Origin of the sequence: Thioalkalivibrio thiocyanodenitrificans ARhD 1 (assembly GCF_000378965.1) — a bacterium.
Taxonomy (GTDB): domain Bacteria; phylum Pseudomonadota; class Gammaproteobacteria; order Ectothiorhodospirales; family Ectothiorhodospiraceae; genus Thioalkalivibrio_A; species Thioalkalivibrio_A thiocyanodenitrificans.
On record NZ_KB900536.1, the window covers coordinates 3,216,990 to 3,241,524 of the forward strand.

20 protein-coding genes and 1 tRNA gene are annotated in these 24,535 nt (G+C 67.0%); 7 read left to right on the forward strand and 14 right to left on the reverse strand.

Annotated features, from left to right (window positions below):
- Positions 1–8 precede the first annotated feature (8 nt).
- Positions 9–1,658: a glucose-6-phosphate isomerase gene (gene pgi, locus THITHI_RS0115260; RefSeq protein WP_018233977.1), complete on the reverse strand. Its 1,650-nt coding sequence runs from the start codon at positions 1,656–1,658 to the stop codon at positions 9–11.
- A gap of 207 nt (positions 1,659–1,865) precedes the next feature.
- Here pgi and glgA point away from each other — a divergent pair, with 207 nt between their 5' ends.
- Both glgA and ppc read left to right on the forward strand, forming a co-directional pair.
- A complete protein-coding gene (glgA, locus tag THITHI_RS0115265; protein ID WP_018233978.1) occupies positions 1,866–3,341 on the forward strand; it encodes a glycogen synthase GlgA in 1,476 nt (491 codons plus the stop codon).
- A gap of 204 nt (positions 3,342–3,545) precedes the next feature.
- Positions 3,546–6,389 carry a phosphoenolpyruvate carboxylase gene (ppc, locus tag THITHI_RS0115270; protein WP_018233979.1) on the forward strand — a complete coding sequence of 948 codons (2,844 nt, stop codon included), beginning with the start codon at positions 3,546–3,548 and terminating at the stop codon, positions 6,387–6,389.
- A gap of 75 nt (positions 6,390–6,464) precedes the next feature.
- On the opposite strand, the gene panD is transcribed toward ppc, so the two are convergent.
- The 6 genes from panD to pcnB all read right to left on the reverse strand — a co-directional run bounded on the left by panD (position 6,465) and on the right by pcnB (position 11,171).
- Positions 6,465–6,845 carry an aspartate 1-decarboxylase gene (panD, locus tag THITHI_RS0115275; RefSeq protein WP_018233980.1) on the reverse strand — a complete coding sequence of 127 codons (381 nt, stop codon included), beginning with the start codon at positions 6,843–6,845 and terminating at the stop codon, positions 6,465–6,467.
- 79 nt (positions 6,846–6,924) lie between these two features.
- The gene (gene panC, locus THITHI_RS0115280) at positions 6,925–7,785 is read right to left on the reverse strand and encodes a pantoate--beta-alanine ligase (RefSeq protein ID WP_018233981.1); all 861 of its coding nucleotides are present in this window, start codon (positions 7,783–7,785) and stop codon (positions 6,925–6,927) included.
- 5 nt (positions 7,786–7,790) lie between these two features.
- Complete coding sequence (gene panB / locus THITHI_RS0115285; RefSeq protein ID WP_018233982.1) at positions 7,791–8,606, reverse strand: 3-methyl-2-oxobutanoate hydroxymethyltransferase; 816 nt, start codon at positions 8,604–8,606, stop codon at positions 7,791–7,793.
- Positions 8,607–8,645: 39 nt separating this feature from the next.
- Entirely contained in the window at positions 8,646–9,296 is a 651-nt protein-coding gene (locus THITHI_RS0115290) for a deoxynucleoside kinase (protein ID WP_018233983.1), read from the reverse strand.
- Positions 9,293–9,799, reverse strand: coding sequence for a 2-amino-4-hydroxy-6-hydroxymethyldihydropteridine diphosphokinase (gene folK, locus THITHI_RS0115295; RefSeq protein ID WP_033337294.1), 507 nt, complete (start codon positions 9,797–9,799; stop codon positions 9,293–9,295). The genes THITHI_RS0115290 and folK overlap by 4 nt, the downstream gene beginning before the upstream one ends.
- Entirely contained in the window at positions 9,786–11,171 is a 1,386-nt protein-coding gene (pcnB, locus tag THITHI_RS0115300; protein ID WP_018233985.1) for a polynucleotide adenylyltransferase PcnB, read from the reverse strand. Before pcnB ends, folK begins: the two co-directional genes overlap by 14 nt.
- A gap of 42 nt (positions 11,172–11,213) precedes the next feature.
- On the opposite strand from pcnB, the gene THITHI_RS0115305 reads away from it, so the two are divergent.
- A tRNA-Glu gene (locus tag THITHI_RS0115305) sits at positions 11,214–11,289 on the forward strand.
- 91 nt (positions 11,290–11,380) lie between these two features.
- On the opposite strand, the gene THITHI_RS0115310 is transcribed toward THITHI_RS0115305, so the two are convergent.
- The 7 genes from THITHI_RS0115310 to queG form a co-directional block, all read right to left on the reverse strand.
- On the reverse strand, positions 11,381–11,755 hold the full coding sequence (locus tag THITHI_RS0115310) for an RNA-binding S4 domain-containing protein (protein ID WP_018233986.1): 375 nt from the start codon (positions 11,753–11,755) through the stop codon (positions 11,381–11,383).
- Positions 11,756–11,823: 68 nt separating this feature from the next.
- Positions 11,824–12,810 (reverse strand): NAD(P)/FAD-dependent oxidoreductase, encoded by a 987-nt coding sequence (locus THITHI_RS0115315; RefSeq protein ID WP_018233987.1) that lies wholly within the window; start codon positions 12,808–12,810, stop codon positions 11,824–11,826.
- Positions 12,811–12,842: 32 nt separating this feature from the next.
- Positions 12,843–13,295 carry a YcgN family cysteine cluster protein gene (locus tag THITHI_RS0115320; RefSeq protein WP_018233988.1) on the reverse strand — a complete coding sequence of 151 codons (453 nt, stop codon included), beginning with the start codon at positions 13,293–13,295 and terminating at the stop codon, positions 12,843–12,845.
- A complete protein-coding gene (locus tag THITHI_RS0115325; RefSeq protein ID WP_018233989.1) occupies positions 13,292–13,975 on the reverse strand; it encodes a hypothetical protein in 684 nt (227 codons plus the stop codon). Before THITHI_RS0115325 ends, THITHI_RS0115320 begins: the two co-directional genes overlap by 4 nt.
- 158 nt (positions 13,976–14,133) lie before the next feature.
- Complete coding sequence (locus tag THITHI_RS0115330; protein WP_408643354.1) at positions 14,134–15,639, reverse strand: SLC13 family permease; 1,506 nt, start codon at positions 15,637–15,639, stop codon at positions 14,134–14,136.
- A gap of 188 nt (positions 15,640–15,827) precedes the next feature.
- Entirely contained in the window at positions 15,828–17,621 is a 1,794-nt protein-coding gene (locus tag THITHI_RS21065; RefSeq protein ID WP_018233991.1) for a diguanylate cyclase domain-containing protein, read from the reverse strand.
- Between the two features lie 385 nt (positions 17,622–18,006).
- Positions 18,007–19,077, reverse strand: a complete 1,071-nt coding sequence (gene queG / locus THITHI_RS0115340) for a tRNA epoxyqueuosine(34) reductase QueG (RefSeq protein ID WP_018233992.1) — start codon at positions 19,075–19,077, stop codon at positions 18,007–18,009.
- 100 nt (positions 19,078–19,177) lie between these two features.
- On the opposite strand from queG, the gene THITHI_RS0115345 reads away from it, so the two are divergent.
- The 4 genes from THITHI_RS0115345 to mutL all read left to right on the forward strand — a co-directional run bounded on the left by THITHI_RS0115345 (position 19,178) and on the right by mutL (position 24,513).
- The gene (locus tag THITHI_RS0115345; protein ID WP_018233993.1) at positions 19,178–20,650 is read left to right on the forward strand and encodes a bifunctional ADP-dependent NAD(P)H-hydrate dehydratase/NAD(P)H-hydrate epimerase; all 1,473 of its coding nucleotides are present in this window, start codon (positions 19,178–19,180) and stop codon (positions 20,648–20,650) included.
- Positions 20,647–21,126: a tRNA (adenosine(37)-N6)-threonylcarbamoyltransferase complex ATPase subunit type 1 TsaE gene (gene tsaE, locus THITHI_RS20670; protein WP_018233994.1), complete on the forward strand. Its 480-nt coding sequence runs from the start codon at positions 20,647–20,649 to the stop codon at positions 21,124–21,126. Before THITHI_RS0115345 ends, tsaE begins: the two co-directional genes overlap by 4 nt.
- A gap of 105 nt (positions 21,127–21,231) precedes the next feature.
- On the forward strand, positions 21,232–22,596 hold the full coding sequence (locus THITHI_RS0115355; protein WP_408643356.1) for an N-acetylmuramoyl-L-alanine amidase: 1,365 nt from the start codon (positions 21,232–21,234) through the stop codon (positions 22,594–22,596).
- A gap of 117 nt (positions 22,597–22,713) precedes the next feature.
- Entirely contained in the window at positions 22,714–24,513 is a 1,800-nt protein-coding gene (mutL, locus tag THITHI_RS0115360) for a DNA mismatch repair endonuclease MutL (protein WP_018233996.1), read from the forward strand.
- The last annotated feature ends 22 nt before the right edge of the window (positions 24,514–24,535 follow it).

The window sequence follows — 24,535 nt, forward strand, 5'->3', positions numbered from 1 at the left end:
ATGTCCGCTCAGTCACCGCGCTCCGTCATGCGTCTGTATTGGTTGATCAGGCCGTTGGTGGATGCGTCGTGCGCCGTGGCCGGGGTATTGCCGTCCAGTTCCGGGAGGATCACGCCGGCCAGTTGCTTGCCCAGCTCCACGCCCCATTGATCGTAGGAATTCACGTTCCAGATGACCCCCTGCACGAAGATCCTGTGCTCGTAGAGTGCGATCAGGCTGCCCAGGGTGCGGGGGGTGAGCTTGCGGAAGAGGATGGAGTTGCTGGGCCGGTTGCCGGGAAACACCCGATGAGGTGCAACGCGCTCGATGTGCTCCGGGTCGAGCCCGGCCCGGTCCATCTCGGCGCGCACCTCGTCGAGGGTCCTGCCTCGCATCAGGGCCTCGCTCTGGGCGAAGAAGTTGGACAGCAGGATGCGGTGATGCGCGCCCAGGGGGTAGTGGCTTTCGCAGGGCGCCAGGAAGTCGCAGGGCACCAGCCGGGTACCCTGGTGAATCAACTGGTAGAAGGCGTGCTGGCCATTGGTACCGGGCTCGCCCCAGATGACGGGACCGGTCTGATAACCTACCCGGCGTCCCTGACGGTCCGCGGATTTGCCATTGCTTTCCATATCCGCCTGCTGGAGATAGGCCGGGAAGCGGTGCAGGGATTGATCGTAGGGCAGGATGGCATGGCTTTCCGCCTCGAAGAAGTTCACGTACCACACGCCCAGCAGGGCGAGAATCACCGGCATATTCTCAGCCAGGGGCGCCTCCCGGAAGTGGGTGTCCATGGCATGGGCGCCGTCCAGCAGTTCCTCGAAGCGGTCCATGCCCGCATACAGCGCGATGGGCAGGCCGATAGCGGACCACAGGGAATAGCGCCCGCCCACCCAGTCCCAGAAACCGAACATGTGTTCCGGGTCGATGCCGAAATTCACCACCCCTTCCCGATTGGTGGAGACCGCCACGAAGTGGCGTGCGATGGCGGCGTCATCGCCCGCGTGCTCCAGCAGCCAGGCACGGGCCGTGTAGGCGTTGGTCAGCGTCTCCTGGGTGGTGAAGGTCTTGGAGGCGATGATGAACAGGGTGGTCTCCGGATCGACGCGCCTGAGTGTCTCCGCCATGTGGGCGCCGTCCACGTTGGAGACGAAATGCATGGTGATCCGTTCATGGCCATAGGGCCGAAGGGCCTCGCAGACCATCACCGGGCCCAGGTCCGAGCCGCCGATGCCGATGTTGACCACGTGGCGGATGGGTTTGCCCGTATGGCCGGTCCACTCGCCGCTTCTGACCTTGTCGGTAAAGGCCGCCATGCGCTCCAGCACCGCGTTCACCGCGGGCATCACGTCCTTGCCGTCGAGTACGACCGGATCGCCGCCCCGATTGCGCAGCGCCACGTGCAGCACGGCCCGGTCTTCCGTGATATTGATCCGTTCCCCTGAGAACATGCGTTCCCGCCACCCTTCCACGTCGCAGCTGCGCGCAAGATCCAGCAGCAGGTCACGGGTTTCCCCGGTGATGCGGTTCTTGGAGTAGTCCAGCAGGATGTCCTCGAAGCGCAGCGTGAACCTGTCGAAGCGCTGCGGATCCTGTTCGAACAGGTCACGCATGTGCACGTCCTGGATCGCATCGAAATGGGACGCCAGCGCCTGCCATGCACGGGTCTTGTTCACCTGCATCGTCATGTTCCGTTTCCGCTCCCGTGAGAAAGTTGCAAGGGCAAGGACATGTAGGCACAAGGGCCGGTCAGTGGATCCGGCGCACAATTGCACCTCACCCGGACTGCTTTATCATGGCCCCAGTGTACTGCTTCGCACCGGGAGACACATCGAGTGGCTCCCGCTCCATTCATGCATGTTCATGAAACACCGGGAGCAAGGCCCCCAATGCGCATACTCTTTGCCAGCAGTGAGATTCACCCCCTGATGAAGACCGGGGGGCTGGCCGATGTCAGCGCAAGCCTGCCCGTGGCCCTGAAGCGCCTGCGTCACGACATTCGCCTGCTCATGCCGGCCTATCCTCAGGCGCTTGCCCGGGCGGGTAAGCTCGAGTCGATGGCCACGGTCACGCTGCCCGGTTTTCCCGATGATCCGGTCACCCTGCTCTCGGGCATGCTGCCGGGCACCAGGGTGCCTCTTCTCCTGGCCGATGCGCCGCGCTGTTTTCAGCGTGCCGGTGATCCGTACCGGGCCATGGACGGGCAGGACTGGCAGGACAACCACCTGCGTTTCGGGCTCTTCGCCCGGTTGATTGAACACCTGTCCCTGGAGCGCACGCCGCTGGGCTGGCGGCCGGAGGTGGTGCATTGCCATGACTGGCAGACGGGCCTCGCTCCGGTCATGCTGGGCATGCACGAGACGCGCCCGGTCACCGCATTCACCATTCATAACCTGGCCTACCAGGGCCTGTTTCCGCGACACGCGTTCGATGCGCTGAACCTGCCGCCGGAGCTGTGGCATTACCAGGGGCTGGAATTCCACGGCCAGATGTCGTTCATCAAGGGCGGCATCGCCTATGCCGATCACGTGACCACCGTGAGCCCCACCTATGCCCGGGAGATCCGCACCCAGCAGTTGGGCAATGGGCTGGACGGCCTGCTCAATCATCGGGCCGAGTCTCTCACGGGCATCCTCAACGGGGTGGATTACAAGGAGTGGGATCCGGGCCGTGACCGGCACATTGCGGCCAACTATGGCCCGGAAGACTTCTCGGGCAAGGCGCTCTGCAAGACCGACCTGCAGGATCACTTCAAGCTGCGGGGCACGAGCGGGGTGCCCCTGCTGGGGCACGTGGGCCGCATGGTGCCGCAGAAGGGGGTGGATCTGCTGCTCAGGGCCGCCGAGCCGCTGCTGGCTGCCGGGGAGGCGCAACTGGTGGTGGTGGGTACCGGATCGTCCGCGCTCGAACAGGCAGCGAGGCGCCTGGCGGAGCGCCACCCCGGCCGCGTGGGTGTGCATATCGGTTACGACGAGGGTCTGGCCCACCGGGTGGAGGCGGGTGCGGACATCTTCGTCATGCCCTCGCGCTTCGAACCCTGCGGGCTGAACCAGATGTACAGCCTGCGCTACGGTACCGTGCCGGTGGTGCGCCGTACCGGAGGGCTTGCGGACACGGTGGTGGATGCGGACCCCGCCGGTCTGAAGGCCGGTGACGCCACGGGTATCTGCTTTGATGCTGCTCTTCCCGAAGCCCTGACCGATGCACTTACCCGTGCCCTGGCCCTCTACCATCAGCCCGACTTGTGGCGGCGCCTGGTCCGGACGGCCATGGCGCAGGACTTCAGCTGGGCGCGCAGCGCCGAGGCATACGCGACACTCTACCGCGATCTGGTCGCCGCCCGGGTCCCGCCAGGCAAGCCCTGAACAGGTTCGGCAACCCGTCAGGCGTGTGCTTGTCAGTGGGCGCCCCATGGATGCGCCATGGCGGTGTGCCTCGGGGTGTTTGCGGCTGCGGGGACCTTTGCGGGTATAATGCGCGGCTGATTTACGCCAGGTGCCCATGCGGCGCCCCCATTCCGCCATGACGGTGGTGTCGGGTTTCATCCCCGGGAAGCCGTGCGACCCCCTATGAATGAAGACCAGTTGATCCCCACCAAGCTGCCTCCCCGGGACAAGGAACTGCGCGCCCGGGTGAAACTGTTCGGCAACCTGCTCGGCCAGGTGCTCAAGCGCCTGGAGGGCCGCCGCCTGCTGGCCGCGGTGGAGAAATTGCGCAAGGGTTATATCGCGCTGCGCAGGCAGGATGATCCGGCCAGGCGCGCCAGGCTCATGGCCTTCATCGACAAGCTGGATGCCGAAAGCCTCGAGCTGATCATCCGCGCCTTCAGCACCTACTTCAGCCTGGCCAATATCGCGGAGGAGGACTTTCTCTACCGGGAGCGCAGGCGCCAGGTGAGCGAGGGCGGGCCCCTGTGGGTGGGGTCCTTCGACCATACCCTGCGTGAGTTTCACGAGCAGGGCGTGCCCGCGGACAAGCTGCAGACCCTGCTGGACCAGTTGGCCTACATCCCCGTGTTCACGGCGCATCCCACCGAAGCCCGGCGGCGCACGGTCATGGAGGCCCAGCGGCGCGTCTTCCTGGCCGCCGACCGGCTCAACGACCGCCGTATCGGACGTGAGGAGCGCGAGGAACTGACCCGGGAACTGGAAACCCGTATCCAGGTGCTGTGGCGCACAAACGAGGTCCGGGTAAAGAAACCCCAGGTGCAGGATGAGATCAAGTACGGCCTGTTCTACTTCGAGGAAAGCCTGTTCCAGGCAGTGCCCATCACCTACCGTTTGCTGGAGAAGGCCCTGCGGCGCACCTACGGCAACGACGAGGAGGGCCGGCCCCGGGTGTGTGTGCCCAGTTTCCTGCGCTTTGGCTCCTGGATCGGCGGTGACCGTGACGGCAATCCGAACGTGACCCCGGCCGTCACCGAACTGGCCTGCCGACTGGCCATGGAGCAGGTACTGTCGGAATATCTTCGCCGGGTGAGTGCGCTGCGCCATGAGCTGACCCACTCTCTGTACATGTGTCAGCCGTCCGAGGCCTTCATGGAGAGCCTGGATCGGGACAAGAGCATTGCCTCGGCCGTGTTTCAGGGCAGTGCCGACCGGTTCGAGACCGAGCCCTACCGGCGCAAGCTGTACATCATGCGCTACCGCATCGCGGAGACGCTGAACACCGTGCGGCGCCGGCTCAACGGCGAGCATGCGGTGCTTCCCGGCAGCTCCGCCTATGCAACCGCCGATGAACTGCATGCGGATCTTTGCCTGATTCGAGACTCTCTGATCAGCCATGGCGACGCCAGCGTCGCCGCGGGCAACCTCACCGATCTCATCCGTCTCGTGGAGACCTTCGGCTTTCATCTGTTTCGCCTGGACGTGCGCCAGGAGTCCACCGTGCACAGCCAGGCGGTGGGCGAGATCCTCCGCATCACGGAGCTGCACGAGGACTACGAGGGATTGTCCGAGGCGGAGCGGCTGACCCTGCTCGCCGGCCTGACTGAAGCGGCGCAGCTGCCCGACATGGATATGGAGGCCCTGTCGGACGGCACCCGCGAGACCCTGCAGGTGTTTCAGGTGATGCGGCGCATGCGCACCGAGGTGGGCCCGGAAGGCGTCGGCACCTATGTCATCTCCATGACCCATGCCGCATCCCACGTGATGGAGGTCATGTTCCTGGCGCGGCTGGCCGGACTCACGGGCCATGACGAGAACGGCGAGGCCTTCTGCCAGATCCGTGTCTCGCCCCTGTTCGAGACCATCGAGGACCTGCGCCACATCGAGCAGGTGCTGGAACACCTGCTGAGCCAGCCCGTCTACGCGCACCTGCTCCAGGCCTCCGGAAACCTGCAGGAGGTGATGCTGGGTTATTCCGATTCGTGCAAGGACGGGGGCATCCTGGCTTCAAGCTGGAACCTCTACGAGGCGCAGCAGAAGGTGCTGCGCATCACCGGCGCCCATGACGTGGCGTGCCGCCTGTTCCATGGACGGGGCGGCACCATCGGCCGGGGCGGCGGCCCCACCCATGAATCCATCCTGGCACAACCGCCCGGCACGGTGCACGGGCAGATCAAGTTCACCGAGCAGGGCGAGGTGCTCTCGTACAAGTACTCCAACGCGGAAACCGCGGTCTACGAGCTCAGCATGGGCGCCACGGGGCTGATCAAGACCAGCCGCTGCCTGATCGACGAGCCGCCCCGGGACCGCAGGGATTATCTTGGCATCATGGACGAACTGGCCGCGCTCGGCGAGGACGCCTACCGGGATCTCACCGACCGCACGGAGGGGGTACTGGACTATTTCTACGAGATCACGCCGGTGCAGGAGATCGGCCAGCTCAACATCGGTTCGCGTCCGTCCCACCGGCGCAAGGCGGACCGCTCGAAGAGTTCCATTCGGGCCATCCCCTGGGTGTTCGGCTGGGCCCAGTCCCGCCACACGCTGCCGGCCTGGTACGGCATAGGCACTGCGCTGGAGCGCTGGCGTCAGAGCGATCCGAGCCGCCTCGCCAAGCTGCAGACCATGTACAACGAGTGGCCCTTCTTCCACTCGCTGCTGTCAAACTGTCAGATGGCGCTCACCAAGGCGGACATGCGCACGGCCGAGGAATACGCCCGGCTCTGCCACGATCCGGAGCTTGCCAGGCAGGTATTCGCGCGTATTCGCGAGGAGTACGAGCGTACGGTGCAGCAGGTGCTCAACGTGGCGGGTACGCAGACGCTGCTGGACGAGAACCCCACGCTGGCCCTGTCGCTCATGCGCCGCAACCCCTACCTGGATCCCCTGAATCACATCCAGATCACGCTGCTGCGCCGCCACCGGGAACTGCACGCCGGCGAGGCCGGTGTGGAGGACGATCCCTGGATCCGACCGCTGCTGCGCTCGATCAATGCCATTGCGGCAGGGATGAGGAACACGGGGTGAAGTAGGAAGGGTGAATTGGGAAGTGGGAAGGTAGGATCCTAATTCCCACTTCCCAATTCACCCTTCTCACTTTAGTCATGCTGCCTGTACAGGAATGTCGTCTCCCGTGCGAATGATGCGGTTGTCCCCGTCCAGGTACACGAGCCGGGGATGGAACTCCGCGGCGGCCTCCTCGGACATCTGGCCGTAGGCACAGATGATGACCCGGTCGCCGGGGCTCGCCTTGTGGGCGGCGGCGCCATTGATGGAGATCACGCGGCTGCCACTCTCGGCGCGAATGGCGTAGGTGGTGAAGCGCTCGCCGTTGTTGAGGTTGTAGATCTGGATCTGTTCGAAGGGCAGGATGCCCGCTGCCTGCATCAATTGCGCGTCAATGGCGCATGAACCCTCGTACTCCAGCTCGGAATGGGTCACGGTCGCCTGGTGAAGCTTGCATTTGAGTAGGGTGAGCTGCATGGCATTCCTCCCGGTCACCGGGATATCTGATAGGGGTTTCAAGGCCGGGACCTCGTTTCGGGCCCCACATTATGCGGAATCAGTCCCGGGGCGGCAAATCCGTCCGGATGTTGTCGATCAGGCGGGCCGGACCGCACCAGGCGGCTCCCAGGACCACCAGGGAACGCTCCCCGGCGTCAGGCGGCCCCAGGTCCTGCTGGCGGCGGATACTCACGTAGTCCGGCCGCAGGCCGGCGGCGGTCACCCGGGCCCGGGCGGCCTGTTCCAGCGCCGCATAGGCGGTATCACCCCATTGTAACGCGTCCACGCAGGCGGACAGGGCCCCGTGGAGTGCGGGTGCCCGCGCCCGGTCCGCCGCGTCCAGGTGGCTGTTGCGCGAACTCAGGGCCAGGCCGTCCGGTTCGCGTACCGTGGGTATGGCCATGATCTCCACGCCCAGGTCCAGGTCCTCGGTCATGCGCTGCACGATGAGCAGTTGCTGGTAGTCCTTCTCCCCGAATACCGCCACGTGGGGGCGGACCAGGGAGAAGAGCTTGCAGACCACCGTGGCGACGCCGACGAAATGCCCGGGCCGGTGTGCGCCCTCCAGGTCATCGCCTAGCACCGGAACCTCAACCCGGGTCACCCCGTCGCGCCCCCGTGGATAGACCTCGGCCTCCAGCGGGGCGAACAGCAGGTCCACGCCCGCCTCGCTCAGCGCACGGCTGTCGGTCTCCAGGCTCCGGGGGTAGGCGGCCAGATCCTCGGCCCGGTCAAACTGCAGCGGATTGACGAAGATGGTCGCCACCACCCTGTCCCCATGACGGCGGGCCCGTTCCACCAGGGCCAGGTGCCCCTGGTGCAGGTGCCCCATGGTGGGCACCAGGGCGACCGTATCCCCCTGACGGCGCCACGGGGAGAGCGCCGCGGCCAGGTCTCCGCGGGTGTGTACCGTGCGCATGGGGTTCAGTCCTGGAAGCTGTGTTCGGGGCCGGGGAAGCGCCGCTCGCGCACCGCCGATACATAGGCGGCCAGGGCCGCCCGGATGTCGCCGGTCTCCGCCAGAAAGTCCGTGGCAAAGCGTGGCGGCCGCCCGGTCATGCCCAGCACGTCGTGCAGCACCAGGATCTGCCCGTCACAGTCGGCGCCGGCGCCGATGCCGATGACCGGAATATCCACGATCCCCCTGACCTCCGCGGCCAGCACTGCGGGCACGCATTCCAGCAGCAGCATGTCGGCGCCTGCATCCTGGAGCGCTACCGCGTCGCGCATCATGCGTTCGCCCGCGTGGACCCCGCGCCCCTGGACCCGGTAGCCGCCCAGCTTGTGGATGGACTGGGGGCGAAGGCCCAGATGGGCGCACACGGGAATGCCGTGGCGGGCCAGCGCCGCGACCACTTCGACCTGGCCGCCGTCGCCCTCGAGCTTCACCATCTGCGCGCCGCCTTCCTGCATCAGGCGCGCGGCGTTGGCCAGTGCCTGTGCGGGGCCCGTGTAACTCATGAAGGGCATGTCCGCCATGAGCAGCGCGCGCTCGCAACCACGGGCCGCCATGGAGGTGTGGTAGATCATGTGGTCGAGGGTCACCGGCACCGTGGTGTCGTGGCCCTGCACCACCATTCCCAGTGAATCGCCCACCAGTATGACGTCCACGGCCGCTTCGTCCAGCAGGCGGGCGAAGCCGGCGTCGTAGGCGGTCAGGCAGACAATGGGTGAGCGCGCCTTGCGCATCTCCTGGAGGCGCCGGATGGTGGTGCGTGGCTGTTCGGTCTGTACACTCATGGGTAACACCCTCGCCGGCTCGTGGCGCCGACCTGACGATCACATGGCAAAAGGCAGCGGATTGAAATAATGGCGACCGGCGCCCATGCCGCGCATGAAATCCAGCAGTTGCTGATAGTCGGCCTCGCGATTGACCCAGTCGATGCCGCTGGCATTGACGATCAGCAGCGGCGCATTCTCGTAATGATAGAAGAAGCCGGCATAGGCCTCACTCAGGCGGTGGAGATAGGCGCTGTCCATGAGCCGCTCGTAACTGCGTCCGCGCCGCGCCACCCGCTCCAGCAGCACCTCCACCGGGGCCTGGAGATAGATGACCAGGTCCGGCGTGGGGGCATCCAGGGTCAGTTGTTCGTAGACCTGCTCGTAGAGGCTGTGTTCCGCGTCGTCCAGGGTCACCTGGGCAAACAGGCGATCCTTCTCCACCAGAAAATCCGCCACCCGCACCGGTTTGAAGATGTCCCCCTGGCGCAGGGCGGCCAGCTGACGTACCCGCTGCATGAGAAAAAACAGTTGGGTGGGCAGGGCGGCGCCCCTGGGGTCGTGGTAGAAACGCTCCAGGAACGGGTTGTCCTCCGGCGTCTCCAGGATCAGTTCGGCGTTGAAGGTGTCCGCCAGGCGCCGGGCAAGGCTCGTCTTGCCCACGCCGATGGGTCCCTCCACCGCGATATAGGACGGCGTCTCCCGGCTCATGCATCCCCCCCGAGTCGCTTCAGTTCCCCTCGCGGACAGCGGCGCAGCGAATCCGCCAGCAGTCCCAGACCCCGGATCTCCAGATCCGCCGGCGCAATCTCTGCCAGAGGGTACAGGACAAAGGCCCGCTCCGGGATGCCCGGATGCGGAATCCGGAGTTCCGGTGAGTCGATGCACGCGTCCCCGTAGGTCAGGATATCCAGATCCAGGGTGCGGGGGCCCCAGCGGGTGCCGTTACGCACCCGGCCATGGGTCTGTTCCACCGCCAGCAGGGCGTGCAGCAACTCCGGGGCGGCCAGTCCGGTGGCCAGGCAGGCCACCGCATTGACGTACTCGGGTTGGTCAGGCGGCCCCAGCGGGGGACTGGAATACAGGGATGAGCGGGCCGTGCAACGGGTGCGGGGCAGATGATCAAGGGCCTGAAGGGCCCGGGACACCTGACTCCGGGGGTCCTGCAGGTTGCTGCCCAGACCGATGTAGGCAATGACCTCAGTCACCGGCATCGGGCCGCCGGCGGCGGGGGCGTCGCCGGCGACGGCGGCCGCCGCCGGGACTGGCACCGGTTGCGTCGGGCGCGGAGATCATGCGCCGCTGCTCGTCGGCGCTGACCTCCTGGATCGTTGTCCACCACTGGCAGCCTTCTTCCAGGGCCTCACCGGAGGCGGCCCGCAGGCAGTAGAAATCATAGGCCGCACGGAAGCGCGGATGCCCCAGCAGGCGCAATGCGCGTCCGCCCCGGCGTTGCTCGAAACGCGGCTGCATCTCCCAGATCTCGCGCATGGGCAGACCGATGCGCTTGGGGATCGAGATATGCGCTGCCTGTTCCGCCAGCACGACGCCGCCCGCCTGCTGCAGGGCCTGAAGCCAGGGGGTATCCGATTCAATGAGTCGGTCCGCGATGCGGCGCACCGGCTCCCAGAGCATGACGGCGTACAGGAAGGCCGGGTTCACACCCTTGCCCTCGTGGATGCGCTCGTCCGTGTTCTTCAGGGCGTTGGCCACGAAGGTGATAGGGAATCCGTTCTCCTCGTGCGTCAGGGATTCCTCGGTGGCCGGGAACAGATAGCGGAACAGATCGTAGCGGCGCAGCATCTCGAAGGTCTGCAGGCCGTAGCCGCCGTGGAACAGCTTGATGGCTTCGTCGAACAGACGCGCCGGCGCCACCTCGGCCAGCAGCCCGGCCATGCGGGGAATGGCCGTCTCGCACGCCGGGTCCACGCGAAAGCCCAGTTTGCCGGCAAAGCGCACCGCCCGCAGCATGCGCACCGGGTCTTCCCGGAAGCGCACCTCCGGATCGCCGATCAGGCGCAGTACCCCCTCGCGCAGGTCTGCCATGCCGCCCGCGTAGTCCACCACGGAGAAGTCACTGATGTCGTAGAACAGGGCATTGATGGTGAAATCGCGCCGCCAGGCATCCTGTTCGATGGTGCCATAGACGTTGTCGCGGATGAGGCGGCCGTCCTCGATGAGCGCATCGCCGTTCCCGCCGTCGCCGGTGTCGTCGTCGCCGCTGGCGTGCGGCGCGCGGAAGGTGGCCACCTCGATGATCTCGCGACCGAAATGCACATGGGCCAGGCGGAAGCGCCGGCCGATGAGCCGGCAGTTGCGAAACAGCCGGTTGACCTCCTCCGGATGCGCATTGGTGGCGATGTCGAAGTCCTTGGGCTCGCGCCCCAGCAGCAGGTCACGCACGCCGCCGCCCACCAGGCAGGCCCGGAACCCGGACTCCTTCAGGCGGTAGAGGACCTTGAGGGCATTCCTGCTGATGTTGGCCCGGGAGACGCCGTGTTCGGCCCGGGGTATGACCACCGGCAAGGCGGACGAGGCATCGGATGACGGATGGCCGTGAGGGGTGACTGTGTTGTGCTGCTCCATTGGCCGGTTATAATACCAGCTTTGCCATTTCCGTAGTCACCTGCTCCCTTCGTCTAGTGGTCCAGGACGTCGCCCTCTCACGGCGAAAACAGGGGTTCGAGTCCCCTAGGGAGCGCCAATTTTCAAGGTTGAAGGCGGAAGGATGAAGGTTGAATGTACCTTCGTCCCCTTCATCTGTGGTCGTCCACCGGTTTCGTATTTCCCACTTCTCACTTCCCAAGGAATCTTCGTATATGGCGCCGCTGGCGCTTGTCCGGGCGATGTTCCGTGCGGGGCATGGCGGCGCGCAGCAGGCGGCGCTGTTCGGCGTCGGATTCCCGGCGTGCGCGGCTCTCGGGCGTTTCCTCATAGAGGCCCTGCGCCTCGGCGGCAGGGCGGCGCTGTTCATTGAAACCGCGGACGATCACCTCCCGGGTCTCGTGGCCCCGGGTAATGCGCAGCCGGTCGCCGGGTTGCAGGGTCCGGGCCGGTTTGACCCGCTCGCCGTCCACGTGCACCTTGCCGCCGTTCACGGCCTGTGCCGCCAGTGCGCGGGTCTTGAAGAACCGGGCGGCCCAGAGCCATTTGTCGATGCGTTGTGACATGAGGGCAGCTGCAAGTGGCAAGGATGGTATGGCGTGTCTCTGCTACCGTGGGAGCAATCGGTGTTGCGTCACCCTGCAAGGCACTCGGACAGGGCATGGCCGCTCAGGTAGGCAGCCTCGACTCGGGGTCCCAGACACCAGTCGCCGCACAGCGACAGCCCGAGGGTTTCGTCACGCAGGAACGGGTCGCCCAGGGTGTGAATGGGCGCCGCGTGGGGCCAGAAGCGCACTTCGGTGAACACCGGGTCCAACTCTTCGAGGTCCAGGGCCTTTTCCATGGCCCGCAGCAAGTGAACCAGGACCTCCGACTCCCCGAGGTCTGCGTGCACCGCCGACCATTCCGGGGTCGCGTGCAGCACCCAGGCCTCCCGGCTGGCGCGGCCGGGCTTGCTGTTGTTGCGTGCCACCCACCCCAGCGGTGACTGACTGACATAGGCCGCATCGAAGGGCACGGGCAGGGCCGTTTCGAATCCCAGCATGACGGCCCAGCAGGCGGTGGTCTCGAAGTGCCCGATACGCCCGGCGATCTCGGGTGCTTCCGCCAGGATCAGGGACCGGGCCTGCGGTGCCGGCATGGCCAGTACCAGCTCCCCGCAACGGGCCTGCTCCTCGCCGCGTTCGTCCAGGAGCCGCCACAGGCCGTCGCTGCGTGCCACGGTGGCGATACGGGTGCCTTCACGCACATCGCAATGAGTGGCCAGATGCCGCACCAGGGCGCCCATGCTGGGTTGGGCTACGAACAGCTCGGTGAGGTCGCGGTTGAAGAAATCGCCCCGTTCCACCTCGACCACCCAGCCATGCCACGGGGCGACACGCTGCTCCGCCAGCCAGGTCTCCACCTGGGCACGGAACAGGGGATCGCGCACGGTGAAGTACTGGGCCCCGGCGTCGAACTCATAGCCCTGGGTGCGCAGGCCGCTCATGCGCCCGCCCGCCTTGATGTCCTGTTCGACGACCACCGCCTGGCGGTCCGCCAGGATCATGCCCACGGCACAGGCCATGCCGGCCATGCCGCCCCCGATGATGACTGTATCCAGTTCCCCTTGGCCGGACATCTGCCCTCCCGCGTTTGTCCTCAAGCGGGAATTTACACGTCCCGCCCCGGCCAGACCACGATTCGTGTCTCAAGGGGATCCCCCTCGTCCTCGCTGACCACCCGTCCGCGCACGGAGGCGCCGGCCGCATGGACGCTGTCGGGGTCACCGGTGATCAGCGGGTGCCATGCCGGCAGTCCGCGCCCCTCGGACAGTCTGCGGTAGGAGCAGCTGGGCGGAAGCCATTGGAAATCGCCGACGTCCCCGGGCGTCAGCCGGATGCAGTCGGGTACCCGCTGCGCGCGTCCCGGGTAATCACTGCAGCGGCAGCTATGCAGGTCCAGCAGCCTGCAGGCCACGGAGGTGTGGTAGATCTCCCCGGTGTCCTCGTCCTCCAGCTTGTGCAGACAGCAGCGTCCGCAACCGTCGCACAGGGATTCCCACTGGGCCTTGCTCATCCGCGCCAGGGGCGTGCTTTCCCAGAAGGGCGGCGATCCGCGGCTCACTGAATCAATGCCTCCAGGGCCTCGCTGCGCAGGATGCGTGCCCGGACTTCGTCGAAATGCGGCGGGGGTGCGTAATGGAGCATGTCCCGGCCGTTTTCACTGAGCATCAGCACCATGCCCTTGTCCGGATAGAGCCAGTACTGATCGCCGTCCGGGGTGGGCAGTCGCTGGTCAGGCTCTCCGAATCGGCGCAGGGCGATCTCCTGATCGTAGCTCGCCCTGGGCACGTAGGTGATCTCGCGAATGGGCAGTGCCATGGCCGCCGCCGCATTTGACGCGGAGAGGTTGAGCCGGCGGGCGCCGCTGGGCATGGGCTTGTCGCTCATGCCGTCGGCGGTCATGCGTGCCAGCGCCCAGTCGTCGGCATCCAGTATGACGACCAGGTTGGCCTGGAAGGGCCCGAGCTTGACCGCACCGAAGTAGGCCTCCAGGGAGCGGGTGCCGTCCGGGTGCACGAACAGCCCGAGGCTCGGGATCAGATGCAGCTTGTCACGCAGAGCGCCGAGGTGCGTCTCGCCCAGGGTGACGCCGAACACCTCGCTGGTCCGGCCATCGGGGGACACCGCCACCTGCCAGGGCAGGTCGTCGAAGTGGGTCTCGCGGGGTGTACCCCCAAGCCACCACATGACGAGAGCCAGTACGGGCAGGGCCAGAAGCGTATAGAACAGGAACTTTTTCATGGAGATCGTGGCCGGGTTCCGGCATGCGGGCCTGCAGTGCGGGGTGGTGATGTTAGCACTCCGGTCACGGGTGTCTCCAGTTGCCGGGATTGCGGCCTCCGATCATGCAAGGCCAAAGGCGATTTCCGGCCGACCATGAGAACGACGGACTGATCCGGTTACCCCAACACCCACTCCACCAGCACCAGCACCGCCCCCGTCACCACCACCAGCGCCAGCAGGCTCAGGCGCCAGCCGGCATGCACCATGTCCGGCACACTGATGCGCCCGCTGCCGAACACGATGGCATTGGGCGGCGTGGCGACCGGCAGCATGAAGGCACAGGAGGCGGCCAGGGCCACGGGCACGGTCAGCAGCAGGGCATGTTCCCCGATCGTCACCGCCAGTGCCGCGGCCAGGGGCAGCAGGGTGGCGGCGGTTGCGGTATTGCTGGTGACATGGCTGAGAAGCATGGCCGTCAGCGCCACCATGGATACCACGATCCACACCGGCCACCCGGACAGCCCGCCCAGGGCGGTGGCCACCACCTCGGACAGGCCGCTCGAGCCGATGGCGGCCCCCAGGCTCAGGCCGCCGCCCACCAGTACCAGAACGCCCCAGGGAAGCTGGCGGGTGGCATCCCAGTCCAGGAGGCTCTCGCCGCGGCCGCCGCCCGCGGGAATCAGGAACAGGGCCAGGGCGCCCAGGATGGCGATGCCGGGATCGCTCAAAGACAGACCGGGGATGAATGCGTCCAGCAGGGGCCGGGTGAGCCAGGCAAGGGCCACCGCAGTGAACACCATGGCCACGCGCCGTTCCGGCCCCGATAGGGACCCCAGCGCCTCGTGCTGTTGCCGGATCAGGGCGTCAATGCCCGCGATATGCCGGTGTGACAGGGGAAACGCGAGGCGGCACAGGACCCACCAGCAGGCGACCAGCAGCATCAGCGCCACCGGCAGGCCGACTGCCATCCATTGCACGAACCCGATACTGACCCCGTGATGGTCCGACAGGTATCCGGCCAGCAGCGCGTTGGGCGGCGTGCCGATCAGCGTGGCCATGCCGCCGATGTTGGCGGCGAATGCGATGCCCAGCAGCAGTGCCAGCGAGAAGTTGCGCCCCTCGGCTTCGGTGACGCCCTGGTCTTCCAGCAACACAAGCACCGAGATGCCGATGGGCAGCATGAGCGCCGCCGTGGCGGTGTTGCTCACCCACATGCTCAGGCCCGCGGTGGCGGCCATGAAGCCGCCCACCAGCTGGTCGAGCCGCTGCCCGGCTGCCCCCAGGATCAGGAGCGCGATGCGCCGGTGCAGGTTCCAGCGCTGCAGCCCCAGGGCGATGATGAATCCGCCCAGGAACAGGAAGATCAGGGGATTGGCGTAGGGTGCGGCGGCCTCGTTGATGTCCACCACCCCCAGCAGGGGCAGCAGGGCCACCGGCAGCAGGGCGGTAACGGGAATGGGCACGGCTTCCGTGACCCACCAGACGGCCATGAGGAGCGTCAGTGCGGCCACCTGCCAGGCGGGCAGGGCCATCTCTCCGGGAGGGTCTGCCCAAAGCATGAGCAGGAACAGGGTCGGACCCAGCAACAACCCGAGCCGTTGTCGCCACGGGTGCGGGGGCGGGGTTGTGCCTTGGATGTCGTTCATGGCGGACATGGGGCAGCGGGCTTCATGGACCTGCATTCTGCCGCCTGCGGGGCCGTCAGGTCCAAATGCGTCCGTCCCGTGAGCCGGCGTCACACCCGATTCGCCGAATCCGCGGGCCGCGTCGCTGCCCGGATGCGGCGAAGGAGCGGACCCTGTCGGGATGTGGGTGCACGAAATGTTCCCGCCCCGGAGCGTGGTGCGGGCGTGATTTCACAACCGGCGGCTCATGACGGGTGGGGGTCGACAGGTGCCTGCGGATCGGTTCTGGAGTAAAACTGATACATGGAACGACCCTGTTCCTTGGCCTGATACATGGCCATGTCCGCGCGCGTGATCAGTGCGTCCGGGTTGTCGCCGTCATCCGGGTACAGGCTGATGCCGATACTGCCGCCCACGTGGACAGGATGGCCGTTGCTCAGCGTGAAGGGTTGGGTCAGTCGATCGAGGAGGTCCCGGGCCAGGGAGGCAATGTGGCCGGTATCGGTGACTTCCTCCACCAGCAGGATGAACTCGTCGCCGCCCCAGCGTGCCAGGGTGTCCTCCTCCCGCACCCGTTCGTGAAGCCGTTCGGCCACGGCGCGAAGCACCTCGTCCCCACAGGCATGGCCCAGCCTGTCGTTCACCTGCTTGAACTCGTTCAGGTCCAGGAACAGGATCGCCACGCGCCGGTCGCGTCTGCGGGCCAGTTCCAGGGCATGCTCCAGGCGAGCCTGCAGCAGGGTCCGATTGGGGAGGCCGGTGAGCGGATCGTAATGGGCGATGTGCTCGAGTTGTGCCTCGGCGCGGCGGCGCTCGGTGATATCCAGCCCCATGGCGAAGAAGAATTCCGGCCGACCCGAGGCTCCTTTCACCGAGTTTGCATGCCATTCCACCAGACGCTGCTCGCCATTGCGGGTCAGCACGTGGCTCTCGCGATGCACGGGCTTGCCGCTGACCCCCATGTGCCGGAGCAGGATGTGCAGGGATTCATGCTCCTCTGGAGACACACACAGCGATGCGAAGTCGCCCCCGATGACCTCCTCCGCCGAATAGCCGAGCGCCTCCAGCATGGCCGGGTTCATCATGCGGATGCGCCGGTGCTCGTCGAGGGCCACGAAAAAGGCGGGCGAGGCGTCCAGCACGGAACGGGAGAAGTCACGTTCGGCCCGCAGTGCATCATTGATTTCGAGCAGGCGGCGGGTGTGCTGGTTCACCTGGCGTTTGAGCAGGCGGCTGTAGAGGATCAGGCTGCCCAGCAGCAGGGTGAGGATGCCTGCCGGCAGACCGGCCCAAAACCAATCGGGGACCTTCCCTACCGACTCGCTGCGCATCCACTTCTGCGTGATCCGCGACAGCTCGTCGGCGTCCAGGCGGGTGATGGCGGCGTTGATCTGGGAGAGCAGGGCCGTCTCGCCCCTGGCCACCGCGATGCTTAGCTGGCGGGCATAGAGCACCTCCAGCACGCGAAACCTTTCCGGACTGGCGTGGCGGTCCAGCAGATACATGCCGACCGGATAGTCCGCCGCGAAGGCGGCGATCTCGCCGCCGGCGGCCGCGCGCACCAGGAGGTCGTTGTTCTCGTAGGTTTTCAGTTCGAGGCCGGGGTGATTTTCCCGAAGGAATTCCTCCTCGAACCCGCCCCGTGTCACCCCGACCACGGTACCGCTCAGATCCGCCGCCTCCAGTGCCGGCAGGTCGGCGGCGGCGAACAGGGCCGCGCGAAGCGGAAAGATCTCCACGCCGAAATCCAGAAAGGTTTCCCGTTCCGGGGAGCGGAAGAGGCCGCCGTGCACGTGGGCGTGGCCGTCACGTACCTGGACCAGGCTGTCGTCCCAGTCGGTCAGGGCGAAGGTCACCGGCCGCTCCATGGCCGCGCCGATGAGCTGCCAGAAATCGATCAGCAGGCCGCGCGGCTCGCCGTTGTCGTCCCGGTAGGCAAAGGGGGGCCATGCGTGATCCTGGGAGACGATGAGGGGTTCGACGTCGTTGACGACGACGGATGCCGTTGCGGCAGGTGCCAGCCCGACAAGGAGTGCCATCACCAGACCGGCCGCGCATCGGGCGCGGCGGTCTGTTCTTCGGAAACGGGCTGTTGGGGTCATCATGTCGGGGAGAAGGCGATCCGGGGCGGTCCAGGTCCCGGGTCAGGCGGACGTTCCATGGCTGTGAGCATACCGATAAATGTGATGGCCGTCACAAAAACAGGGACAGGAGGGTGGTTGAAGCGGACGGGTGGTGAGAAATGGGGCGAAGCGAATATCTTGGCCCTGGCCGGGACGATTCAAGACCGGTGACACGAGGCTCACGGCGCCAGGCAGGGCTGGCGGGGCCCGTCACCCGGCGCGTATGCCGAAGCCGGATTGTCGATGCAGGACACCGGTGCGGCTGCGGCGCATCCCGGGTGCCGTGGCGGATGCGTCCGGGTCAGCGGGCGCCGAGCCGGGCCAGAGCCCAGCCCGCATGTTCACGGACCAGGGCCGAAGGGTGATCCATTCGCGACTCCAGAACGGCGATGGCGTCACGGCCGGGCTCGCCGTTGCCCAGTGCCACGGCCAGATTGCGCAGCCAGCGTTCATGACCGATGCGCCGGATGGCGCTTCCCTCGGTCCGGGCAAGAAAGACGGACTTGTCCCAGGAGAACAGTGCCGCCAGGGAAGGCGCGTCCAGACCATGGCGCGCCCGGAAATCCGGTTCGGCGCTTATCCGCGCGAAGCGGTTCCAGGGGCACACCAGCTGGCAGTCGTCGCAGCCGTACACGCGGTTGCCGATCAGAGGGCGCAGGGGTTCCGGGATCGATCCCGGTAGTTCGATGGTGAGGTAGGAGATGCACAGCCGGGCATCCAGCTCGTAAGGCGCCACGATGGCCCTCGTGGGGCAGACGTCGATGCAGGCCGTGCAGGTGCCGCAACGGGCCTCGCCCGGCGGGTCCGCCGGCAGGGGCAGGTCGGTGTACAACTCGCCCAGAAAGAACCAGGAGCCCGCCTCCCGGGAGAGCAGGTTCGTGTGCTTGCCGATCCAGCCCAGCCCGGCCTTCTCCGCCAGGGCCTTCTCCAGCACGGGCGCGCTGTCCACGAACGCCCGGTAGCCGAACGGTCCGATCTCCGCCTCGATGCGCGAGGCCAGTTTCTGAAGCCGCTGGCGCATGAGCTTGTGATAGTCCCGCCCGAGGGCATAGCGGGAGATGAATCCCAGGGATGCGTCCGCCATGACCGACCAGGAGTCGCGGGCGCCGGGGGGTTGATAGTCCATGCGCACCGAGATCACCCGCAGCGTGCCGGGGCGTAACTCGCCCGGCCGCGAGCGCATTGTCCCGTGGCGCGCCATATATTCCATGTCCCCGTGACGCCCGGCCTCCAGCCAGGCCAGGAGACGGGCCTCGTGTTCATCCAGCGCCGTATCGCTGATCCCCACCTGCTGGAAGCCCAGTTCCCGGCCCCAGGTCCTGATCCGTTCCGCCAGGGCCCGGGCTTCGGCATTGGAGAGTGTCTGAGACATGGACCTAGCTTACGTGGATGAGCCGTCTGTACAAACGGGGTTCGCTTGGAAAGTGTCTGTTGACGTTCATTTGTCGACCTCTTGCGCGGATAATGCATTCATGTACCGCTCATTGCCCGCAGAACTCTACACCGCCGCGCAGGTGCGTGAACTGGACCGGCGTGCCGTTCACGATCACGGCGTCCCCGGTTATACGCTCATGGTGCGTGCCGGGCAGGCGGCCCTGGATGCCCTGCGCGCCCGGTGGCCGGATGCGCGGCGCCTGGGCGTGTTGTGCGGGCCGGGCAACAACGGCGGCGACGGCTACGTGATCGCCCGGCTTGCCCGTGCGGCGGGGCTGGACGCCTGGCTGCTGGAAGCCGCGGATCCGGCGCGGATCAAGGGAGACGCCGCACGGGCCAGGTCCGACTGGATGAAGGCCGGTGGCACCTGTCTCACCGGCGGGGATGCCTGGCCGGCGGCCGACGTGCTGGTGGACGCCCTGCTTGGCACGGGGCTGGACCGGGACGTGGAGGGACCCATGGCGGGGCTGATCGATGGCATCAACGCCGCCGGTCTGCCCGTGCTGGCCGTGGACATCCCCTCGGGGCTGCACGCCGATACCGGTGCCATCATGGGCCGCGCGGTGCATGCCGAACTGACCGTCAGTTTCATCGGCCTGAAGACCGGGTTGTTCACGGGCGAGGGCCCCGCCCGGTGCGGGCGGGTGTCCTTCGATGCACTGGCGGTTCCGCCGGAGGTCTGCGGTGGTCTGACGCCGGCTGCCAGGCGCCTGGATGCCGCCTGTATCGGCCGGCTGGGACGCCGGGGGCGGAGTGCCCACAAGGGGGATTTCGGTCATGTGCTGGTGGTGGGCGGTGACCGGGGCATGCCCGGGGCCGTGCGCATGGCCGGCGAGGCCGCCGCCCGCTCGGGGGCCGGGCTGGTATCCGTGGCCACCCGTCCGGATCATGCGGCCCTGCTGCCCATGTCCCGGCCGGAACTGATGGCCCACGGTGTGGCCGGTCCCGGTGACCTGTCCCCGTTGCTCGCCCGTGCCACGGTGCTGGCGGCCGGCCCCGGGCTCGGCCGGGGCGACTGGGGCCGGGATCTGCTCGGACGGCTGCTGGAAAGCGGGTTGCCCATGGTGGTGGATGCCGATGCCCTGAACCTGCTGGCGGCGGAACCGGTTCATCGGGAGAACTGGGTGCTCACGCCCCACCCCGGGGAGGCCGCGTGTCTGCTGGGCTGTGATGCGGCAGCCGTTCAGGCGGACCGCCCGGGCGCCGCCCTGCGCATTCGCCAGTCCTACGGCGGCGTATGCGTGCTCAAGGGGGCCGGCACCGTGATCTGCGACGGGCAGGGTGTGGCCATCTGCACCGGCGGCAATCCGGGCATGGCCAGCGGGGGCATGGGCGATGTGCTCACCGGCGTGATTGCCGGTCTGATCGCCCAGGGATTCCCGCCGTGGGAGGCGGCACGCCTGGGGGTGTGTATCCATGCGCAGGCGGCGGACCGGGCCGCCGGGCCCGGGGAACGGGGATTGCTGGCCCTGGATGTAATCGCCGAGCTGCGCGCCGTGGTGAACCCGTGACCGCGGAGGGCATCGACCTGCATCTGGCCGACGAGCCGGCCACCCTGGCCCTGGGGGCCGACCTCGCCCGCAGTTGCCCGGACGGGGCGAGGGTGGTGCATCTCACCGGCGATCTGGGCGCCGGCAAGACCACGCTGGTGCGCGGCTGGCTCCGTGCCCTGGGGCATTCAGGCGCGGTTAAGAGTCCCACCTATACCCTGGTGGAAAGCTACGAGCCCGCCGGGCGGACCGTGCACCATTTTGACCTGTACCGGCTCACCGACCCCGAGGAACTGGAGTACCTGGGACTGGACGGTTACTTCGACGGCCGTGCCCTGTGCCTCGTGGAGTGGCCCGAACGGGGTGCCGGCATGCTCGAGGCACCGGACCTGATCATCCGGCTGCGGGTGGATGGGCCGGGTCGGAGGGCCCACTTGCAGCCCCAGACGGAAACCGGGCGGACGTGGTTGCGGGCATTATCTGATAAATGGCAGTAGAAAATTCCCCTATCCACATGGATTTATTGAAAAACCAGGCTTGCAATTCCCGTCAATTTGGCCAAACTTATGAATCATCAGGCCAGAAGCCTTGGGGAGCCCGTCTTGAGCCAGTCGCCCGGTGATCGTCTGCGGCGCCATTTTCTGCGCAGCGCCATGCGCGCCTTCGGCGCCACGGCCGCCTCGCTGCTGCTGCCCGGTGCCTTGTGGGCAGCCGGTCGCCAGCAGGTGGAGCGGGTGCGCCTGTCCGCCCACGAGGGGCAGACCCGGCTCGTGTTCGATCTCTCCGGGCCGGTGGAGCACAGCCTGTTCACCCTGACCGACCCGCATCGGGTGGTCATCGATATCCAGGGGGCGGGGACGCGCGAGCTGTCCGTACCCTCCGTTGCGAATTCCCATGTCTCCCGTCTGCGCTATGCCACGCGCAACGAACGCGACCTGCGGGTGGTGCTGGACCTGCGGGAACAGGCGGTGCCCAGAAGTTTCGTGCTTCGTCCGGCCGACGGGGCGGGACACCGCCTGGTAGTGGATCTGCAGCGCCGGGGCGGCGGTCCCGGCCAGGCGCCCAGGACCGTGCGTTCCGCCGAACAGCCCGGTGAGCGTCTTCGGGAAGTGGTGGTGGCCATCGATGCGGGACACGGCGGACGGGATCCGGGCGCCGTGGGTCCGGGGGGGACTTACGAGAAGGACGTGGTGCTGGCCATCGCCCGGCGGCTTGAGCGGCTGGTGAGACAGGAGCCCGGCATGACGCCGGTGATGGTGCGTACCGGAGACTACTTCCTGCCCCTTCGCGAACGTATCCGCCGGGCCCGGGACCAGCGGGCCGACCTGTTCCTGTCCATCCATGCAGATGCGGCGCCGGATCGGCGCGTACAGGGCTCGTCCGTATATATCCTCTCCCAGGGCGGCGCGAGCAGCGAAGCCGCCCGGTGGCTGGCGGAGCGGGAGAATGCCGCCGACCTGGTGGGCGGCGTGAAGCTGGACGACAAGGACGACGTCCTGGCCTCGGTGCTGCTGGATCTCTCCCAGACCGGCACCATCGAGGCGAGCGCCACCCTGGCCGATGCCCTGATCGGCGATCTGCACCGCGTGGGCAAGGTGCGCAGCCGCCGTGTCGAGCGGGCCGGGTTTGCCGTTCTCACATCTCCGGACATCCCGTCCGTCCTGGTGGAGGCGGCCTACATCTCCAACCCGGACGAGGAGCGCAAGCTGCGCACGAGCGCCTTCCAGCAGTCCCTGGCCGAGGCCCTGATGACCGGCCTACGCTCCTATTTCGACGACCATGCGCCGCCCGGCACCCGTCTGGCCGAGGCGCGCCGTGGTCGCCACGTGATCCGCAGCGGCGAGACGCTCTCCGGCATCGCCAGCCGCTATCGGGTGTCCGTCAATGAACTGCGCCAGCGCAACAACCTCTCCAGCGACCGTATCCGCGTCGGCCAGGAACTGGTGATTCCGAGAAGAGACAGCTAGAAGTGCGAAGTGTGAATTGGGAAGTGGGAAACAGGCACCCTGTCATTTCACACTTCCCAATTCACACTTCTTACTTCATATTCCCACTTCCAAATTCTTACTTCTCACTTCCGTTCCGTGCCCATCTCCCCCCTCCCTCCGCAGCTCGTCAACCAGATCGCCGCCGGCGAGGTGGTGGAGCGGCCTGCCTCGGTGGTCAAGGAGTTGCTTGAGAACAGTCTGGACGCGGGGGCGCAAAGCATTCAGCTGGACGTGGAGCAGGGCGGTGTCCGGCGTATCCGTATCCGTGACGACGGTTCCGGGATTCCCAGGGATGAGCTGGCGCTTGCCCTGTCGCGTCACGCCACCAGCAAGATTGCCAGCCTGGAGGATCTGGAGCGGGTGGCGAGCCTGGGGTTTCGCGGCGAGGCGCTGCCGAGCATCGCCTCGGTCTCCCGTCTCACCCTGACCTCGTCCGCTGCGGCGTCGGGCAGCGGGTGGACCATCAGGGGAGACGGTGGTGACCGTTTCCAGGCGCCCGAGCCCGCGGCCCATCCCCCGGGCACCACGGTGGAGGTGCGCGACCTGTTCTTCAACGTGCCGGCGCGGCGCAAGTTTCTGCGTACCGAGCGTACCGAGTTCGGGCACCTGGAAGAAGTGGTGCGGCGTATCGCGTTGTCGCGCTTTGCGGTGGCATTCGAGCTCAGTCACAACCGCAAACCGGGCCTGCGCCTGCCGGCCGCCCGGGACGGGGATGCGCAGCTCGCGCGCGTGGCCGCCATCTGCGGGGAGGCCTTCGCCAGCCAGGTGGTGCACCTGGAGCACGAGGGCGCCGGGCTGAGGCTTCACGGCTGGCTGGGTCTGCCCACCTATTCCCGCAGCCAGGCGGATCTGCAGTATTTCTATGTGAACGGGCGCATGGTGCGCGACCGGCTCATCAGTCACGCGGTTCGCCAGGCCTACCAGGACGTCCTGTTTCACGGCCGCCACCCGGCCTTCGTACTCTACCTGGAGCTGGATCCGGCCCTGGTGGACGTGAACGCGCATCCGGCCAAGCACGAGGTCCGTTTCCGGGAGTCGCGCCTGGTTCATGACTTCCTGTTTCGCAGTCTGCACCGTGTGCTGGCGGAACTGCGCCCGGGGCAGGCAACGGCACCCGCCCGCCTGGAGACGCCGGATGGGCAGGTCCCGTCCGCCGGCAGCGGGGGCGCGTGGGGCGGCTACCGGGGCGGTGCCGGGGCCCAGTCCGGGCTTGGCCTTCGGGTGGCGGAGGTCATGGATGCCTACGGCGCCCTGCATCCTGCGCCGGCGGATGACGCACGGCCCGGGACCGAGGCCCCGGGCGAGGCGGCCGTGCCGCCGCTCGGCTATGCAGTCGCGCAGCTGCACGGCGTCTACATCCTCGCCCAGAACGCCGACGGCCTGGTACTGGTGGACATGCACGCCGCCCATGAACGCATCACCTATGAGCGCCTGAAGCTCGGTTACCGGGGTGAGGGTCTGAAATCCCAGCCCCTGCTGGTGCCGGCCCGGATGAACGTGAGCCGCAGGGAGGCGGACCTGGCGGAGACCCACGCCGAGGCCTTCACCCGCTTCGGGTTCGAACTGGACCGGTCCGGCCCCGAGCAATTGCAGGTGCGGGCCGTGCCCACCCTGCTGGCGCGCGCCGATACCGAGTCCCTGGTGCGCGACGTGCTCGCCGACCTCGTCGCACACGGGGAGTCCCGCCGTGTGGAAGACGCAGTCAATGCGCTGTTGGCGACCCTCGCCTGTCACGGTTCCGTGCGGGCGAACCGCCAGCTGACGATTCCGGAAATGAACGCCCTGCTGCGCGATATGGAAGCCACCGACCGCAGCGGCCAGTGCAACCATGGACGGCCCACCTGGGTGCAGCTGTCCATGGGGCAGCTGGATAAGCTCTTTTTAAGGGGGAAGTGAGAATTGGGAAGTGAGAAGTTGA

Excerpts from the sequence above, each read along its gene's own strand:
- pgi (WP_018233977.1), bottom strand. The coding sequence starts at position 1,658 with ATGCAGGTGAACAAGACCCGTGCATGGCAGGCGCTGGCGTCCCATTTC.
- glgA (WP_018233978.1), top strand. The coding sequence starts at position 1,866 with ATGCGCATACTCTTTGCCAGCAGTGAGATTCACCCCCTGATGAAGACC.
- ppc (WP_018233979.1), top strand. The coding sequence starts at position 3,546 with ATGAATGAAGACCAGTTGATCCCCACCAAGCTGCCTCCCCGGGACAAG.
- panD (WP_018233980.1), bottom strand. The coding sequence starts at position 6,845 with ATGCAGCTCACCCTACTCAAATGCAAGCTTCACCAGGCGACCGTGACC.
- panC (WP_018233981.1), bottom strand. The coding sequence starts at position 7,785 with ATGCGCACGGTACACACCCGCGGAGACCTGGCCGCGGCGCTCTCCCCG.
- panB (WP_018233982.1), bottom strand. The coding sequence starts at position 8,606 with ATGAGTGTACAGACCGAACAGCCACGCACCACCATCCGGCGCCTCCAG.
- THITHI_RS0115290 (WP_018233983.1), bottom strand. The coding sequence starts at position 9,296 with ATGAGCCGGGAGACGCCGTCCTATATCGCGGTGGAGGGACCCATCGGC.
- folK (WP_033337294.1), bottom strand. The coding sequence starts at position 9,799 with ATGCCGGTGACTGAGGTCATTGCCTACATCGGTCTGGGCAGCAACCTG.
- pcnB (WP_018233985.1), bottom strand. The coding sequence starts at position 11,171 with ATGGAGCAGCACAACACAGTCACCCCTCACGGCCATCCGTCATCCGAT.
- THITHI_RS0115310 (WP_018233986.1), bottom strand. The coding sequence starts at position 11,755 with ATGTCACAACGCATCGACAAATGGCTCTGGGCCGCCCGGTTCTTCAAG.
- THITHI_RS0115315 (WP_018233987.1), bottom strand. The coding sequence starts at position 12,810 with ATGTCCGGCCAAGGGGAACTGGATACAGTCATCATCGGGGGCGGCATG.
- THITHI_RS0115325 (WP_018233989.1), bottom strand. The coding sequence starts at position 13,975 with ATGAAAAAGTTCCTGTTCTATACGCTTCTGGCCCTGCCCGTACTGGCT.
- THITHI_RS0115330 (WP_408643354.1), bottom strand. The coding sequence starts at position 15,639 with ATGCAGGTCCATGAAGCCCGCTGCCCCATGTCCGCCATGAACGACATC.
- THITHI_RS21065 (WP_018233991.1), bottom strand. The coding sequence starts at position 17,621 with ATGGCACTCCTTGTCGGGCTGGCACCTGCCGCAACGGCATCCGTCGTC.
- queG (WP_018233992.1), bottom strand. The coding sequence starts at position 19,077 with ATGTCTCAGACACTCTCCAATGCCGAAGCCCGGGCCCTGGCGGAACGG.
- THITHI_RS0115345 (WP_018233993.1), top strand. The coding sequence starts at position 19,178 with ATGTACCGCTCATTGCCCGCAGAACTCTACACCGCCGCGCAGGTGCGT.